General features: G+C 73.0%; 17 protein-coding genes. 10 read left to right on the top strand and 7 right to left on the bottom strand.

The annotated features are described in order from the left end of the window. Positions 1–59: 59 nt before the first annotated feature. The 6 genes from PSH25_RS00645 to PSH25_RS00620 all read left to right on the top strand — a co-directional run bounded on the left by PSH25_RS00645 (position 60) and on the right by PSH25_RS00620 (position 5,393). Positions 60–1,019: a hypothetical protein gene (locus tag PSH25_RS00645; protein WP_238657073.1), complete on the top strand. Its 960-nt coding sequence runs from the start codon at positions 60–62 to the stop codon at positions 1,017–1,019. 18 nt (positions 1,020–1,037) lie between these two features. After that, complete coding sequence (locus tag PSH25_RS00640; protein WP_238657071.1) at positions 1,038–1,895, top strand: spermidine synthase; 858 nt, start codon at positions 1,038–1,040, stop codon at positions 1,893–1,895. Between the two features lie 125 nt (positions 1,896–2,020). Continuing rightward, positions 2,021–2,713 carry a sigma-70 family RNA polymerase sigma factor gene (locus PSH25_RS00635; RefSeq protein ID WP_124773096.1) on the top strand — a complete coding sequence of 231 codons (693 nt, stop codon included), beginning with the start codon at positions 2,021–2,023 and terminating at the stop codon, positions 2,711–2,713. After that, complete coding sequence (locus PSH25_RS00630; protein WP_238657070.1) at positions 2,710–3,492, top strand: anti-sigma factor family protein; 783 nt, start codon at positions 2,710–2,712, stop codon at positions 3,490–3,492. Before PSH25_RS00635 ends, PSH25_RS00630 begins: the two co-directional genes overlap by 4 nt. A gap of 203 nt (positions 3,493–3,695) precedes the next feature. Beyond that, a complete protein-coding gene (locus PSH25_RS00625) occupies positions 3,696–4,343 on the top strand; it encodes a hypothetical protein (protein WP_238657069.1) in 648 nt (215 codons plus the stop codon). 129 nt (positions 4,344–4,472) lie between these two features. Continuing rightward, entirely contained in the window at positions 4,473–5,393 is a 921-nt protein-coding gene (locus PSH25_RS00620; protein WP_238657068.1) for a DNA-3-methyladenine glycosylase family protein, read from the top strand. A 45-nt stretch (positions 5,394–5,438) separates the two neighbouring features. Here PSH25_RS00620 and PSH25_RS00615 read toward each other — a convergent pair whose 3' ends face one another. From PSH25_RS00615 to PSH25_RS00605, 3 genes are all read right to left on the bottom strand, one after another. Beyond that, positions 5,439–5,942, bottom strand: coding sequence for a DUF1990 domain-containing protein (locus tag PSH25_RS00615; RefSeq protein ID WP_238657067.1), 504 nt, complete (start codon positions 5,940–5,942; stop codon positions 5,439–5,441). Positions 5,943–6,105: 163 nt separating this feature from the next. Beyond that, positions 6,106–6,528 (bottom strand): SRPBCC family protein, encoded by a 423-nt coding sequence (locus PSH25_RS00610; RefSeq protein WP_238657066.1) that lies wholly within the window; start codon positions 6,526–6,528, stop codon positions 6,106–6,108. Between the two features lie 177 nt (positions 6,529–6,705). Beyond that, positions 6,706–6,918, bottom strand: a complete 213-nt coding sequence (locus PSH25_RS00605) for a hypothetical protein (RefSeq protein ID WP_238657065.1) — start codon at positions 6,916–6,918, stop codon at positions 6,706–6,708. Between the two features lie 135 nt (positions 6,919–7,053). Here PSH25_RS00605 and PSH25_RS00600 point away from each other — a divergent pair, with 135 nt between their 5' ends. Continuing rightward, positions 7,054–8,169 carry an ATP-dependent DNA ligase gene (locus PSH25_RS00600; protein WP_238657064.1) on the top strand — a complete coding sequence of 372 codons (1,116 nt, stop codon included), beginning with the start codon at positions 7,054–7,056 and terminating at the stop codon, positions 8,167–8,169. Between the two features lie 58 nt (positions 8,170–8,227). Continuing rightward, complete coding sequence (locus PSH25_RS00595; protein ID WP_238657072.1) at positions 8,228–9,799, top strand: alpha/beta hydrolase; 1,572 nt, start codon at positions 8,228–8,230, stop codon at positions 9,797–9,799. Here PSH25_RS00595 and PSH25_RS00590 read toward each other — a convergent pair. Further along, positions 9,726–10,238, bottom strand: coding sequence for a potassium channel family protein (locus PSH25_RS00590; RefSeq protein ID WP_238657063.1), 513 nt, complete (start codon positions 10,236–10,238; stop codon positions 9,726–9,728). The genes PSH25_RS00595 and PSH25_RS00590 overlap by 74 nt on opposite strands. 74 nt (positions 10,239–10,312) lie before the next feature. On the opposite strand from PSH25_RS00590, the gene PSH25_RS00585 reads away from it, so the two are divergent. Together PSH25_RS00585 and PSH25_RS00580 are read left to right on the top strand one after the other, a co-directional pair. After that, positions 10,313–10,765 carry a GNAT family N-acetyltransferase gene (locus PSH25_RS00585; protein ID WP_238657062.1) on the top strand — a complete coding sequence of 151 codons (453 nt, stop codon included), beginning with the start codon at positions 10,313–10,315 and terminating at the stop codon, positions 10,763–10,765. A gap of 63 nt (positions 10,766–10,828) precedes the next feature. Beyond that, positions 10,829–11,341 (top strand): hypothetical protein, encoded by a 513-nt coding sequence (locus tag PSH25_RS00580; RefSeq protein WP_238657061.1) that lies wholly within the window; start codon positions 10,829–10,831, stop codon positions 11,339–11,341. 225 nt (positions 11,342–11,566) lie between these two features. Here PSH25_RS00580 and PSH25_RS00575 read toward each other — a convergent pair whose 3' ends face one another. The 3 genes from PSH25_RS00575 to PSH25_RS00565 all read right to left on the bottom strand — a co-directional run. Beyond that, complete coding sequence (locus PSH25_RS00575; RefSeq protein ID WP_238657060.1) at positions 11,567–12,307, bottom strand: ABC transporter ATP-binding protein; 741 nt, start codon at positions 12,305–12,307, stop codon at positions 11,567–11,569. Further along, complete coding sequence (locus tag PSH25_RS00570) at positions 12,304–13,299, bottom strand: ABC transporter ATP-binding protein (protein WP_238657059.1); 996 nt, start codon at positions 13,297–13,299, stop codon at positions 12,304–12,306. The genes PSH25_RS00575 and PSH25_RS00570 overlap by 4 nt, the downstream gene beginning before the upstream one ends. 1 nt (position 13,300) lies before the next feature. Continuing rightward, positions 13,301–14,501 (bottom strand): FtsX-like permease family protein (locus PSH25_RS00565; protein ID WP_238657058.1); only part of this gene is annotated, 1,201 nt, incomplete at its 5' end.

Below are 14,501 nucleotides of genomic sequence, written 5' to 3'. Positions count from 1 at the left end.
GTGAGCGCGAGGAGTGCAGCGCAGCGGAGCCCCGCAGTCGCGAACGAAGGGCCAGCTCGGTGAGTGACGCCGCGTTCTTCGTGGATTCGTGGGATCCGGCGTACGGGGCGTCGTTCGAGGCGTCCGCCGCCGGGCCGGCCGCGCCGAGCAGCGCGCAGGTCGACGCGGATGTGGAGGTGCCCGCCGTGGACTGGCGGGCCATCGGGGTACGCCCCGGGGTGCGGGCGCCCGACGTGGTGTTGCTTGTCGACGGGGTTCGCCGGATCGACGCGAGCATCTGGACGGCCGAGACCGACGGCCTGTCGTTCCCCGGGTTGGCCGCCTCGTACGCGGCCGGGGTGGTCCGGTGCGACCTGGGGCGGGGTGCCGCGCAGTTGGCGGGCACCCGGGTTGGTCGGGGTCTGTTCACCGCGAGCCCGTCGGCGCAGGATGTGGTGGCGGGTGCGATCCGTTACCCGGTGCACCGGGTGGGTGGCACCGGTGAGCTGGCGAAGCTGCCGGCCGCCGTGCAGGGTCCGTTGACCGCGTTGGAGGTGGCGGTGTCCGACGCCGCCCGGGTCGACGGTGACCTGTTGGTGGTGGACGGCCCGTTGCGCAGTCGCCGGCAGTTGCCGCGCACCCTGGGCTACATCAAGACGCAGCACAGTCAGTACCTGGATGCCCGGTTGACCGCGGTGGTGACCGGTATGGCGTCGGGTGAGCGGTCGCCGGTGTTCCGGCTCGGCACCGCCTGGGGTGGTTGGTCGTGGTATTTGCGGCTCCCGGTGGCGATCGGCGCGCCGTGGGCGGGCATCGTCCGGGTGGAGTGCTCCGCCGACCTGCCCGTCGAGGCGGCGATCGAGCTGGCCGACCTGTCGCTGGTCACCCTGCCGCGCTTCGCCTCCACCCCGTACAAGGATCCGCGGGCCCCGCAGAACCTGATCCCGATCGCCGGCCTGGAGCGCCGACTGCGGGCCCTGCTCGGCGATTCCCGGCTGCTGCACCGCGCGTTGACCGCCGCGGCACGCGCCGCCCGTTGAACGCGGATACTGGTTCCGGTGGGGCGTAAACGGGCGGGTGACCGGGTGGTCGAGCAGGTGGACACCGGGCTGGCGGAGCTCGTCCCGGCTCCGGACCGGGCCGGCTCGTGGACGCTGCTGCTGGACGGCGCGCCGCAGTCGCACGTCGACCTGACCGACCCGACCCACCTGGAGTTCGAGTACGTGCGGCGGTTGGCCGCCGCGGTGGATCTGATCGCGCCGGCCGGGGAGCCGCTGCGGGTGCTGCACCTGGGTGGCGGGGCCCTGACCCTGCCCCGGTACGTCTCCGCCACCCGGCCGGGGTCCACCCAGCGGGTGTCCGAGGTAGACGGTGCGCTGGTGGAGCTGGTCCGTCGGGCGTTGCCGTGGCCGTCCGACGCCCGGTTGCGGGTCCGGGTGGAGGACGCCCGGGCGGTGCTGGCGTCCACCCGGGAGGCCAGCTACGACGTGGTGGTCGCCGACGTGTTCGCCGGTGCGCGTACCCCGGCCCACCTCACGTCGGTGGAGTACGCGGCGGAGGTGGCCCGGGTGCTCCGCCCCGCCGGTTGGTTCCTGGCGAACCTGGCCGACGGCCCGCCGTTGCGGCACGCGCGTGGGCAGGTCGCCACGGTCCGTTCGGTGCTGCCGCAGGCGTGCCTGGTCGGGGACGCGGCGGTGCTGCGCGGGCGGCGGTACGGGAATCTGGTGCTGGTCGCCGGGCGGTCCGCACCGCCGGTGCCGGAGCTGACCAGACGCGCTGCCGGCGACTGGTTCCCCGGCCGGGTGGTGGCCGGCGACGAGTTGGACCGCTTCGCCGGTGGCGCGCCTGTGGTGCGGGATGCCGACGCGACCGGATCCGATCCGCCACCGCCGGGGCTGTTCTCGGTTCGCCGCTGACCGTCCACTCAACGGCGGCGCGGAAGTTTTTTCGCCGTTTGTTGATCCGCTGGGACCGGCGCTGCGTACCACCGGGCGGCCCATCTCGTGGGCCGGCGTTGGTCACGGACATCCCGGAGGTCTGCATGCACGCGGTGGCGGCCGGTTGGCATGGCGACGCGGTACGCGCTGACTGGTTGTCGGCGCGACCGTCGTCACGGTCAACCTCCTCTGCCCGGGGGGTCGACGCGCGGGCGACGCCTCGCCAGAATGGTCCGGTGACGCCGCGACCGGCGCCCGGGCGCCATCAGGCGACGTCAACCGAGGCGAGCCACTCCGACCAGTTGATCCGTCAGCTCTATGCCGAGCACGCCGGTCCGTTGCTGATGTTCGTCATGCGCCTCACCGGGGGGGACCGGCAGCGTGCGGAGGACATCGTCCAGGAGACGCTGCTGCGGGCCTGGCGCAACGCACACCGCCTGGGCACGCAGGGGCAGGGTTCGTTGCGGCCGTGGTTGGTCACGGTGGCCCGCCGCATCGCCATCGACGAGCACCGCAGCCAGGAGGCCCGGCCGCCGGAGACGTACGACCGGGACCTCACCGCGTTCGCCGAGGCGGACAGCACCGACCGGGTGCTGCGCACCATGACGGTGGCGGACGCCCTGCGTACGCTCAGTCAGTCGCACCGGGAGATTCTGATCTCGACGTACTTCCGGGGGCGGACGGTGCCGGAGGCCGCCGAGGAGTTGGGCCTGCCCCTCGGCACCGCCAAGTCGAGGGTCTACTACGCGCTGCGCGCGCTGCGCACGGCTCTGCAGGAGCGGGGGGTGACAGAATGAGCCGGCCGGACCACATGGACGTCGCGGCGTACGCGCTCGGTGTGCTCGACGAGCAGGACACTGAGCGGTTCGAGGAGCATCTCGCCACCTGCTGGGCGTGCGCGGCCGAGTTGGAGACGATGGTGCCGGTGGTGGGGCTGCTCTCCGACATCGACGGCGAGACGATGATGGCGCTGGAGCAGACGGCGACCGACCCGGCCCTGCTCGACCGGACGCTCGGCGCGGTCCGGGCCGACCGGCGGCGTACCCGGTTTCGTCAGATGCTCGCGACGGCCGCCGCGGTGGTGGTCTTCGGCGGTCTGAGCGGGTACGGCTTCGTGAGCGTGGCCGGCAACGAGCAGCCGCCGGGGGTGCTTGCCGAGTCGACGCCGAGCGCGCCCAACGACCCGCCGACCAGTGGGCCGACGGCCGCGCCGAGCGGCCCGGGTGTGGGCGGCACCGAGGAGGAGGGCGACCAGGTCGAGGCGACCGACCCGACCACCGGTGTGCAGACCACCATGTTCCTGGTGACCAAGGACTACGGCACCCGGATCAATTTCAGCCTGCGGAAGCTGCCCGGCCCGCGCATCTGCCGACTGGTGGTGGTGCGCAAGAACGCCAGCACCGAGGTCATCTCGACCTGGTCGGTACCGGAGAGTGGCTATGGCACCAACACCCGACCGCAGGGTCTCGAGCTGAGTGCCTCGACGTCGGCTCTGCCGGCGGACATCAAGCAGCTCCTGGTGCAGTCGGTGGACGCCAACGGCGTGGCGAGTCCGCTGGTCACCGTACCCCTGTAAGCGCGTCTGCCAGATCGGCGCCGGTCATTGTGACAATGACCGGCGCCGATCTGTCGTTGGGCGAGCTGTCCCTTGCGGGGGCGTACGCATGGCGGCCGGAAATGGTTCAATCGCCTTACGTGAAATTGACCACTGTTACTACTTCAACCTTGACAGCCTGCCCGCCGTACCTATGGGTGAACTGTCAAGAATGAGGAGGGCACGTGGCACAGATGAAGCGGACCGTCATCGTCGCGAGCGCGATGGTCGCACTAACGGCCTGCGCTCCCGCGGGTTACGACGGGGCGAACTCGAGCGCGGCCGAGCCGGTCGCCGTCGCCGCGGCCGAGCCCACCGCGACGGTTGAACCTGAGGCCTCGGCGTCCGCGGAGGCGCCGGCCGCCGACGCCCCGCCCGCCGACGTCGACCTGACCGAGAAGTTGGTCGGTAAGAGCGTCGCCCGGATGGGCAAGGTGGTCACCGACCAGGACGGCTGGATCCTGTACCGCTTCGACAAGGACACCGCCGACCCGCCGTCGTCGAACTGCGTCGACAAGTGCGCCGAGGTGTGGCCGCCGGCACTGACCGACGGCAACCCGGAGCTCACCGGCGTCTCCGACGACAAGGTCGGCAGCGTGACCCGGCAGGACGGCACCCGTCAGCTCACCGTCGGCGGCTGGCCGGTCTACCGCTACATCGGCGACAAGAAGCCCGGCCAGTGGAAGGGCCAGGCTGTCGGTGGAACCTGGTTCGTGGTCCAGCCGGACGGCAAGAAGAACCTGAGCTGCCTGCCGAAGGGCACGCCGAAGGCGGTCGCACCGCCGGCGGACAGCGGCTCGAGCGACGCCGGGGGCTCGGGCTACTCGTACTGAGTCCGATCGCCCACGCGGGCACGGTGGTCGGTCGTCGCCGGGGAGGGCGCGGCCGGCCACCGTCGTGCGCGGGTCGTCGGCATACCGGGTGGTGCCGGCGACCCGCCCCGCACGTGGCAGAGTTGCCGGGTGACCGAGACCGGACCCGCCGCGACCAGGGTGCTGCGCCCACCGGTCGGCTACCGGCTGGCCGCCTCGGTCCGCTCGCTCACCTTCAGCCCGTACGACCCGTGCGCCCGGGTGGCGGCCGGCACCTTCTGGTGGGCCACCCGCACCCCGGACGGTCCGGCCACCCTCGCGCTGCGACCGGCCGGCGGCGAGTTGCTCGCCGAGGGGTACGGGCCCGGCGCCGAGCACGTCCTCGCCCGTGCCGACGCGATCGCCGGGCTGCGCGACGACCTCACCGGCTTCACCGAGCTGGCCGCGGCGCACCCGCTGGTCGCCCGGCTGGCCCGAGAGCACCGGGGGCTACGGATGCCCGCCACCGGGCAGGTCTTCCCCCGGTTGCTGCGCGCGGTCTTCGAGCAGAAGGTCACCGGCAAGGAGGCCTACCGGGCGTACGCGGCGACGGTGCGGCACTTCCGGGAGCCGGCTCCCGGCCCGCTACAGCCGCTGCTCCTGCCGCCCGAGGCCGCCGCGGTGGCCGCGACCCCGTACTGGGTGTTCCACCCGTTCGGGGTGGAGCAGCGCCGGGCCGACACGCTCCGTCGCGCCGCGGCGCTCGCCGACCGGCTGGAGGGCTGCGCCGACGCCACCGAGGCCACCCGCCGGCTCACCGCGATCCCCGGCATCGGGCCGTGGACGGCCGCCGAGGTGGTCCGGATCGCGTACGGGGACCCGGACGCGGTAAGCGTCGGCGACTATCACATCCCGAACACGGTGGCCTGGGCGCTCGCCGGCGAACCGAGGGGCGACGACGCCCGGATGGTGGCCCTGCTGGAGCCGTTCCGGGGCCACCGGGGCCGGGTGTGTCTGCTGCTGGAGGCGGCCGGCATCCGGGCACCGAAGTACGGCCCGCGCGCTCCGATCCGCTCGTTCGCCCGCTACTGAGTCGCTTCGCCGGGACGGCGCAGAGTCGCTTCGCCGGGACGGCGCTCAGCGACCCGCGCAGAGCCGCCGCAGGGTGCGGCCGAGCCACCAGGCGTACGTGTGTTGCACGGCCCGAACCGCCGGGCCTCCGAGACGGGTGAACCAGCGGTCCGGACGGCTGAACGCGCGGACCTCGAACCAGACCGCGCCGGCGTCGTCGCGGACCACCTCGAACGCCTCCTCGCCCCGCTCCGGGTGCCCGGCCAGGGTGCCGTAGCCGAAACCGGCGAGGGTGGGCGAGTCCGCACTCCAGAGCACCTGGCACGGCCCCCAGAGGCGGGCCGGACCGACGCCGAGGCCGGCGGTCACCAGCACACCGTCGGTGGCTCGCGGCGCGTCGGTGCGCATCCGGACGCCGGCGGCGCGATGCAACCGCCAGCTCAACACCGCGTCGGCGGCGGTCTGGAAGCAGTCGCCGGGCAACGGATACCGGTGGCGCAGGTGGTGGTACCCGCCGGGCAGCGGCCCGTGCCGGGTCGACCCCACCTCCGGGTACGTCAGCTCGGCCACCGTTTCCCCCTCGACCTGGACCGGACACGGGCCAGGGTACGGCCGACGCGGTCGGGTCGCCCGACGCGCAACCTGCGGCTGTACCAGCGGCACGGCTACCGGATCGTGGCGCACCGCCCGGACCCGAACGGCATCTCGTTGGCCGTGCTGGAGAAGCCGGCCGTCAGCCCCGCTCGCAGCGACGCCTGAGCCCGTCGGCCTCCATCCGCACGTAGCGGCGGAACAGCTCGCCGTACAGCCAGCCGATCAGGCCGGACAGCGGACCGGACTGGTTGATGACCAGCTCGACGCGGGTACGCCCGTCGGGCAGCGGCAGCAGCAGGTGCTCCCCCACGGTCCGCACGCCCGGCGCGTCGGAGACCCAGACGAACTTCCGCCGCTCGGTCAGCTCGGTGACCCGCCAGACCGCCGGCCGCAGCTTCGGCTGGGTCAACCGTGCGGTCGCGCCGACCGCGAGCGGCCCCGGCTCCCCCCGCTCGGCCCGGGTCACCGAGTCCGTCCACTCGGGCCAGCGCGGCACGTCGACAAGCACCGCCCAGACCTGCTCGGCGTCCGCGGCGATCTCGGTATCGGCCTCGAACCGCATGGTGCCCCCTCCCCCGTCGGCGCCGCTCGGCACCGCCACGGGTGCAGACGAGGCCGCCGGGAGCATTGTGACACCGACGCTCGATCCCGTCCGTCCCTCCTCAGTGGAGGCGGACCGGGGTGGCGTCCGGTTCTTCCCGGCCGCACCGCCGCACACCGCCCGCGGTCGCCGCCCGGATCAGGCGGCCTCGTGCAGGTCGGCAAGGGTGAGCGGGGTACGCCGACGCAGCAGCTCCTCCAGCTCCGGCACCGAACCGACCTCGCCGAGCACGTTCCGGCCGCCGCCGTACCGCTCGGGGTAGCGGCGGGTCAGCCGGAAGCGGTAGCGGCCCCGGATCAGCTCGACGCTCACCCGCCACCGCCCGCAGCAGTCACAGACCCACTCGGTCACCTCGCGAAAGTAGCTCTGACCTGCGGTTATTCGATTCGCCCGGTCGGGACGAGCGGCGCGTAGGCGGACACGCCGCCCCGTGGTCCACGGTGATCTGCCTCACGACTGTCGGCACCGTCTGATTGACTGGTCGGCGTGGACCTGCCGATCAACCCGCCGGTCGAGCCGATGCTGGCCAAGAGTGTTTCCAAGCTACCCACCACACCGGGGGTGACCTACGAGCCCAAGTGGGACGGGTTCCGGTGCATCGTGTTCCGCGACGGCGACGAGGTCGAGTTGGCCAGCCGGGGCGGCAAGTCGATGACCCGCTACTTTCCCGAGGTGGTCGAGCAGGCCCGCCGGCAGTTGCCGGAGCGGTGCGCGGTCGACGGCGAGTTGATCGTGATTCGGCGGGACGGGCCGACCGGCCAGCCCCGGCTGGATTTCGAGCTGCTGGCCCAGCGCGTCCACCCGGCCGCGTCCCGGGTGAAGATGCTGGCCGAGACCACCCCGGCCGACTTCGTCGCGTTCGACCTGCTGGCGATCGGTGACGAGGCGCTGCTCGACCAGCCCTACCCGCTGCGCCGGGAGCGGCTGGTCGAGGCGCTGGCCGGGGTGCGCCCGCCGGTGCACGTCACCCAGGTCACCACCGATCCGGACACCGCGCGTCGCTGGTTCGACGTCTTCGAGGGCGCCGGGCTGGACGGTTTGATCGTCAAACCGGCCGACCTGCCGTACGAGCCGGGCAAGCGACTCATGTTCAAGGTCAAGCACGCCCGCACCGCCGACGCGGTGGTGGCCGGCTTCCGCTGGCACAAGTCCGGCCCGGTGGTGGGCTCGCTGCTGCTCGGCCTGTACGACGACGCCGGGGTCCTGCACCACGTGGGTGTGAGCGCGTCGTTCAGCATGGCCCGCCGTGCCGAGTTGCTCGACGAGCTGGCGCCCTACCGGGACACCGGCGGCGAACACCCGTGGGTGCACGGCGACCACGAGCGTGGCCAACGCATCCCGGGTGGGGTCAGCCGGTGGACCGGCACGAAGAACCTGGAGTGGGAGCCGGTGCGCCCGGAGCTGGTGGTCGAGGTGGGCTACGACGCGATGGAGGGCGAACGGTTCCGGCACACCGCCCAGTTCGTTCGGTGGCGCCCGGATCGCGACCCCCGGTCCTGCCGCTACGAGCAGCTCGACCGGCCGATCCGCTTCGACGTGGACCAGGTGCTGCGCGGCGACCCGACGGCCACCGTGGACCGAGCCGGCACCGGCTCGGCGTAGCCTGGCCGTCGACCCGATTCCGGAGGACCACGTGACCCGCACCGCCGACCAGCCTCGGATGGCGACCAGCCGCCGGGTCCGTCGCACTCTGGCCGCCTTCGGCGTCGCCGCGCTGCTCACCGCCGGTTGCACGCTGCCGGCGTTCGCGCCGCGCACAGAGGTGGAGGGCGCGGCCGCCCCGACCGGCAGCGCGCCGACCTGGCGGCCCTGCCCGGAGGTCCCCGACGAGCTGGTCGGGCGGAGCGCACCGAACATGCGCTACGAGTGCACCCGGATCGCGGTGCCCCGGGACTGGGGCACCGGCGGCGGGGCGAGCGCCGGCCCGGGCGCCGGGCAGACCTTCGAGATCGCCCTGCTGCGCGCCCGGTCCACCAAGCAGCGTGACCGGGTGGGCTCGCTGGTCATCAACCCGGGCGGCCCGGGCGGCTCCGGTGTCGACACCGCCGTCTACCTCTCCTTCGGCCCCCAGTTCGGTGGGCTGCCCGCCTCGATCACCGAGCGCTTCGACATCGTCGGCTTCGACCCGCGCGGGGTTTCCCGGTCCAGCCCGGTGAAGTGCATCTCCGACGCCGACCTGGACGCCAGCTTCGGCTTCGACCCGGATCCGGCGAGCCAGTCGGCATTCGACGGCTTCGCCGGTCTGAGCCAGCGGATCGGGCGCGGCTGTGGCGACCGTTACGGCGACCAGTTGCCGCTGTACGGCACCGAGCAGGCCGCCCGCGACATGGACGCGGTACGCGCCGCCGTGGGCGACGACAAGCTCACCTACCTGGGCTACTCGTACGGCACCCTGCTCGGTGCCACATACGCCCAGCTCTACCCGCAGCGGGTGCGGGCGCTGGTGCTCGACGGCGCGGTGGACCCGCAGCAGCGGCTGGTCGAGGGCTCGGAGAGCCAGGCCCGCGGCTTCGAACGGGCCTTCACCAACTTCACCCGCTGGTGCGCGGCGAACGCCGGCCGCTGCCCGATCGCTCCGGACGCACGCGCCGCGGTCACCTCGGCCATCGACAAGGCCAAGGTCTCCCCGGTACGCGGCGCGGACGGGCGGGAGGCCACCGCCGGCTGGGTGTTCTACGCCGTCATCTCCTCGCTCTACACCGAATCCGGCTGGCAGGAGCTGGCCCAGGCGATCGACAAGCTGGCCGGGGGCGACCCGAAGGACGTGTTCCGGCTCGCCGACGCGTACGCCGGTCGGGAGGACGACGGGCACTACTCGAACCTGTTCGACGCCAACCTGGCCATCAACTGCGCCGACGAGACGGAGAAGCCGAGCCGGCAGCAGATCCGGCAGTTGCAGTCCGAGTGGCGCGGGAAATACCCGCTGTTCGGGCCGGCGTTGGCGGTGGGCATGCTGAGCTGCGTCGAGTGGCCGGGCGGGCGTGACCCGTACCCGACCGGGAAGGCGAACGGCGCGCCGCCGATCGTGGTGGTCGGCACCACCGGCGACCCGGCGACGCCGTACGAGCAGACCCCACGGCTCGCGTCGATGCTGGGTGTCGGCCGGGTGCTGACCTGGGAGGGCGAGGGGCACACCGCCTACCCGCAGACGTCCTGCATCACCGACGCGGTCGACGCCTACCTGATCGACCTGACCGTTCCCAGGGAGGGGCTTCGCTGCCCGGCCCGGTGACGGGCCGGGTCGGCGGCAGCGGCGGCAGTTCGATGCCCTGCCGGGTGGCCAACTCCTCCAGCAGCGCCCGCATCCGGCGCACGTCGGCCTTGAGCTGCTCCTGCTCCTCATGCTCGAAGGCGTCGTCGTCGACGATGAGCCGGCTCGCGAAGTGCGCGGTGATCAGCGGGATGACCAGCAGCACCATGGTCGAGATGAGCAGCGCGGCCAGGGTACGGCCCGCCCAGGTGGTCGGCGAGATGTCGCCGTATCCGACGGTGGAGGCGGTCACCACCGCCCACCAGACGGCGTCGGCCGGGCTGCGCTGCTCGACCTCCCCGTAGATGACCCCGGCCACCACGATCATCAGCAGGTACGAGGTGATCAGCGTGCGGGGCGAGTTCGCGAACCACACCAACGCCCGGTACACCCAGCGGAACGGCAGTAGCACTAGCTCCATGCCGCCCCATGCTGCCCGTTGTCCGCCACCGGCACAGGCCCATTCGCCGGTTTCGCTGTGCCAGGATCACCGGCATGAGCGACGTGACCTACCGGGAGGCGGTCCGGGCCGACCTGCCCGCCGTCATCGCCCTGCTCGCCGACGACGTCCTCGGTAAGGCCCGCGACTTCACCGAGGTCGACGAGGCGTACGAGAGGGCGTTCGCGGACATCAGCGCCGATCCGCGTAACCAGCTCATCGTGGCCGAGCAGGATGGTGAACTGGTCGGCTGCCTCCAGATCACCTACATCCCGGGCCTGGGTCGGCACGGCGGCGAACGGTCCCTGATCGAGTCGGTCCGGGTCCGCTCCGACCGGCGTGGCCAGGGGCTGGGCCGTGACCTGATGACCTGGGCGGTCACTCAGGCCCGGCAGCGCGGCTGCGCGCTGGTGCAACTCACCACGGACAAGACCCGTGCGGACGCGCACCGCTTCTACCTGAGCCTCGGCTTCGTGGCCAGCCACGAGGGGATGAAGCTCGCGCTCTGACCCGTCGTCACGCGCACCCGGCGGGTCAGCGGAAGACGCCCCGACCGGGTTACGTTCGCTGCCATGAGCAGGCCGACGGTGCCCGGCGCCCCGCTGTCGCGCCCGTCGTGGCGGAAGACCGGCTCGGCGCTCCTGGCGGTCGGCGTCCTCCTGGTCCTCGTCGCGTTCTGGCTGCCCGCCTGGCGCAGTGTCTACCTGGGCCGGACGGACACCACACCGGGTTCGAGGGTGCTCGGCTGGGCGCTACCGTTCGCAGTGATCGCCGCCGTGTGCGCGGTGCTGTCGCTCGCCAACACCGGCCCGGCCCGCTGGGTCTGGCGGCAGGCCAGCCGGGGAATGCTCATCTCCAACGTGCTCGCCTGCGGCAGCCTCACCGGGGCGTACTGGTATTTCGAGGCCGAGGACCCCTACGTCGAACACGAGTTGATCTCAACCGGGCCGGGCGCCGGTCTTCTCCTCGCCCTGCTGGGCTACCTGCTGATCCCGCTCGCCGGGTCCCTCCCGGACGGCCAGAAACGCCCCGACCGACCCAGAAACGACCGGCCCGAGCACGACCGGCCCGACCAGACTCAGTAGGGAAGGCCTCGTCCTACCGCCGTTCGAGCGCTTTGGAGCTGATGTCGTAGACGAGTCACCCCCCCCGATTCGTTTACGACATCAGCTCCAAAGCGAGAACGCGGACAACCATCCGCCACCCCGCCACCCGTCGACCGACCCGCCGCCCACGCGCTGTCGCGACGACCGCCGAAGCGCCGCACCGCGAGAGGCGCGCGGCACCGTCGGGCAGCGGTTCGGCGGCGGTCAGCCCTCGACCAGGCGGCCGTCGCGCAGGACGAGCACCCGGTCGGCGAGGTCGATCAGGGCCGGGTCGTGCGTGGCCACCAGGGCCGTCATGCCGCGGGCGTGCACCACCGCGCGCAGCAGGTCCATGATGGACCGGCCGGTCTCCGAGTCGAGCTGGCCGGTGGGCTCGTCGGCGATGAGCAGGTCCGGCTCGTTGGCCAACGCACGGGCCACCGCGACCCGCTGCTGCTGGCCGCCGGAGAGTTCGTACGGGCGCTGCGCGGCGTGCCCGCCCAGGCCGACCAGTTCCAGCAGCACCGCGACGCGCTCTTCCCGCTCCGCGGCCGGCACCTGCGCCAGCCGCAACGGCACGCCCACGTTCTCGGCGGCGGAGAGGATCGGCACCAGCCCGAAGGTCTGGAACACGAACCCGACCGTGCCGCGGCGCAGCCGCAGCAGCTCCGCCTCCCCGGCCGAGGTGACCTCGTGCCCGGCCACCACCACCTGACCGCTGTCCGGCCGGTCCAGCCCGCCGATCAGGTTCAGCAGCGTGGTCTTGCCGGCTCCGGACCGACCTCGGATGGCGACCAGCTCGCCCCGGTCGGCCGTGAACGACACGTCCCGCACCGCGTGCACGGCGTGCTCACCCCGGCCGAAGGTCCGGCTGACCCCACTGACCCGGACCACCTCGTCGGGGTGCGCCGAGGGCGCACCGCCGAACCCGGCCGCGCCGGTCACCACCACGTTCCGCCGGCTCATGCCCGCGCCCCCCGCTCGTCCGAGGCCCGGTTGCCGGGCCGTACCTGCACATGGTCCGGCTCCAGGTCGAGCCGGACCCGCTCCTTCAGCGAGAGCGCGTCGACGAACGCCGCCGGCAGCTGCATCCGACCGTTGCGGTCCAGCACCGCGTACTCCTCACTGACCAGCTCGGTGTTGCCGTCCGCGTCGGTCCGAGCGGTCCGGCGTACCTCGGAGGCGGTCCGGCCGTCGCGGATCGCGACGGTCCGGCGGACCTGCGTGGCCACGGCGTGGTCGTGGGTGACGACCACGATGGTCACGCCCAGTTCGGCGTTGATGGTGCGCAGCGCCGCGAAGACCTCCGCGCCGGTCGCCTCGTCCAGCTCACCGGTCGGCTCGTCGGCGAAGAGCACCTCCGGGTCGTTGGCCACCGCGACCGCCACCGCGACCCGCTGCTGCTCGCCGCCGCTGAGCTGCCCCGGCCGCCGGTCGGCGCAGTAACCCACGCCGACCAGGTCGAGCAGCTCCCGGGCCCGCTCCCGGCGGGCCTTGCGGCTGCGTTTGCCGGCCAACTGCATCGGCAGCTCGACGTTCTCCAGCGCGCTGAGGTACGGCAGCAGGTTCCGGCCGGTCTGCTGCCAGACGAACCCGACCAGCTGCCGCCGGTAGCTCAGCCGTCGCTTGGCGGAGAGGGAGAGCAGGTCGTAGTCGGCCACCCGGGCGATACCGGCGGTCGGCGTGTCCAGGCCGGAGAGGATGTTGAGCAGGGTCGACTTGCCCGAACCGGAGGCACCGACGATCGCCACCAGCTCACCCCGGTCGATGACCAGGTCGAGCCCCTGCAGGGCGACCACCTCCACCCCCTCGGTCTTGAAGATGCGCACCAGGCCGTCGCAGACGATGTGCCCGCGCAGGCGGTCCTGCCCGCCGGCCCGCTCGGCGGCGCGTTGCGCTGCCCGCTGTTGCAGGGCGGCCAGGTCAGGCGCCAGTGGAGTCTGGGCGGTAGCGGTCATCTCAGCTCTCCTCTCCGAGCCGAAGCACCTCTCCGAGGCGCAACCGGCGGTTGTTCAGGGCCTCGACGGCGACCGCGAAGCCGAGGGCGACAGCCCCGAGCACGAGCACCGCGGCGACCAGGCTGGGCTCGAAAGCCACCCGGACCGGCACACCACTGGTGAACGCGGACAGGCCGAGCACCGGGTTGAGCAGCAGGGGCAACACCGCACCGACCAGCGCGCCGGTCAGCACCGACACCGCGACCAGCGGGGTCAACTCGACCAGCAGCAGCCCACGCCACTGCCGGCGGGACAGGCCGAGGGTGCGCAGCCGGGACAGCACCTGACCCCGGGAGCGCGCGCCGGCCAGCACGGTGAACGCGATGGCCAACAGCCCGAGCAGGGTGCCGCCGACGGCCCCGGCCACGAACCCGAACGCCAGCACACCGTTCGCCCCGCCCTGGCCGAGATCCCGGCGGACGTCCGCCCGGGTGTCGACGGTGACCCCGATCGGCCGTTCCCGACCGGTGACCGTGCCGTCCCGCTGGTAGCGCTTCTGCCCCTGGTCGCCGGCGACGCGCAGCGCCTCGGCGTCCAGCGGGTCCCCAGCGACCAGCAGGCTGGTCGGCACGGGTGTGGTGGTACGCGTCGGCAGGGCCTGCCAGGGCAGGATCACGAACCGGCTGGCGTTCGCCGCCAGCAGCGGGAAACCGTCCTCGGTGCCGGCCACCCGGAACTCGTACCGCTGGCCCTGCACCGCGACGAAGGCGGAGTCGTCCAGCCCGGCCTTGGCCAGGTCGGCGGCGACCGCCGGTGAGACGATCGCCGGCAGCGGACCCGGGCCGGGCCGGGCGCTGCGCAGCGCGGCCGGAACCGGCAGGTCCACCTGGGAGTCGCGGGCCACCGTGGCCAACTCCGAGCCGTCGACAAGCAGCACGTCCGTCTGCCCGATGAAGGCGTCGGTGCCGACCTCGTCGGACGCCAACCGCTCGTCGTCCTCGTACAGCACGGGGGTGACGGCCCGGACCCCCGGAAGGCGGCCCAACTCGTCGACGGTGTCGGGTGCGAAGCGCTCCCCGCGGATCACCGCGTCGGCGGGGACGATCTGCGCGGCGGCCCGTCCCCGGCTCGCGTCGACGCCGGCGGCCACGACCGCACAGAACGCCGCGGTGCCGATCGCCAGCACCACCACGACCAACGGGGCGGCGACAGCCGCGCGGCCG

The sequence above is a fragment of the Micromonospora foliorum genome (assembly GCF_022229015.1).
Lineage (GTDB): Bacteria > Actinomycetota > Actinomycetes > Mycobacteriales > Micromonosporaceae > Micromonospora > Micromonospora foliorum.
This window is presented reverse-complemented; position numbering and strand designations above follow the sequence as displayed.

Excerpts from the sequence above, each read along its gene's own strand:
- PSH25_RS00635 (WP_124773096.1), top strand. The coding sequence starts at position 2,021 with ATGCACGCGGTGGCGGCCGGTTGGCATGGCGACGCGGTACGCGCTGAC.
- PSH25_RS00630 (WP_238657070.1), top strand. The coding sequence starts at position 2,710 with ATGAGCCGGCCGGACCACATGGACGTCGCGGCGTACGCGCTCGGTGTG.
- PSH25_RS00610 (WP_238657066.1), bottom strand. The coding sequence starts at position 6,528 with ATGCGGTTCGAGGCCGATACCGAGATCGCCGCGGACGCCGAGCAGGTC.
- PSH25_RS00595 (WP_238657072.1), top strand. The coding sequence starts at position 8,228 with ATGGCGACCAGCCGCCGGGTCCGTCGCACTCTGGCCGCCTTCGGCGTC.
- PSH25_RS00590 (WP_238657063.1), bottom strand. The coding sequence starts at position 10,238 with ATGGAGCTAGTGCTACTGCCGTTCCGCTGGGTGTACCGGGCGTTGGTG.
- PSH25_RS00585 (WP_238657062.1), top strand. The coding sequence starts at position 10,313 with ATGAGCGACGTGACCTACCGGGAGGCGGTCCGGGCCGACCTGCCCGCC.
- PSH25_RS00580 (WP_238657061.1), top strand. The coding sequence starts at position 10,829 with ATGAGCAGGCCGACGGTGCCCGGCGCCCCGCTGTCGCGCCCGTCGTGG.
- PSH25_RS00575 (WP_238657060.1), bottom strand. The coding sequence starts at position 12,307 with ATGAGCCGGCGGAACGTGGTGGTGACCGGCGCGGCCGGGTTCGGCGGT.
- PSH25_RS00570 (WP_238657059.1), bottom strand. The coding sequence starts at position 13,299 with ATGACCGCTACCGCCCAGACTCCACTGGCGCCTGACCTGGCCGCCCTG.